Origin of the sequence: Paenibacillus ehimensis NBRC 15659, assembly GCF_004000785.1 — a bacterium.
Taxonomy (GTDB): domain Bacteria; phylum Bacillota; class Bacilli; order Paenibacillales; family NBRC-103111; genus Paenibacillus_G; species Paenibacillus_G ehimensis.
Window position 1 is genome coordinate 1 of sequence record NZ_BILX01000213.1, and the last position, 511, is coordinate 511.

Below are 511 nucleotides of genomic sequence, written 5' to 3' on the forward strand. Positions count from 1 at the left end.
GCAGCAATATGAATATAATCCGACGCTTGGAAAAGTAACAAAAATTATCGACGGCAAAGGCTATGTGACAAACTATGACTATGACAAGCTGGGCAGGGTAACGAAAGCAATTAATCCAGATAACAGCGTTGTCACCCTGCAATATGATGATGCAAAAAATTCGATCCTGATCACAGATGAGGCGGGCGTAAAAACGTACACGCAATGGAACCCGATCGGCTGGAAGATTGCAACGGGTGTAAGCGAGCAGGACATTAGAAGCAGATTCGGATACGATGCATACGGTCGGTTGGAATGGAACGAAGATGCCCGGGGAAACCGTACCTGGTTTGGCTACGACCAGTGGAGCCGCCAGAACAAAATTACGTACCCGGACGGTTCTTCAGCTACGGTGGAATATAATGATGTTCAGCGTACCAAAGTGTCGACCGATGCCGAAGGCTACAAGATTACGGAGACCTTAGATCCTTTAGACCGGACGATTAAGAAAGAGGAAACGAAACTAGTCAAC

The 511-nt window shown here is 47.0% G+C and carries 1 protein-coding gene; it reads left to right on the plus strand.

Annotated features, from left to right (window positions below; all coding sequences use genetic code 11):
- Window positions 1-511, plus strand: a 511-nt coding sequence (locus tag PEH01S_RS34385; RefSeq protein WP_164828165.1) for an RHS repeat protein, incomplete at both ends; no start/stop codon positions are given.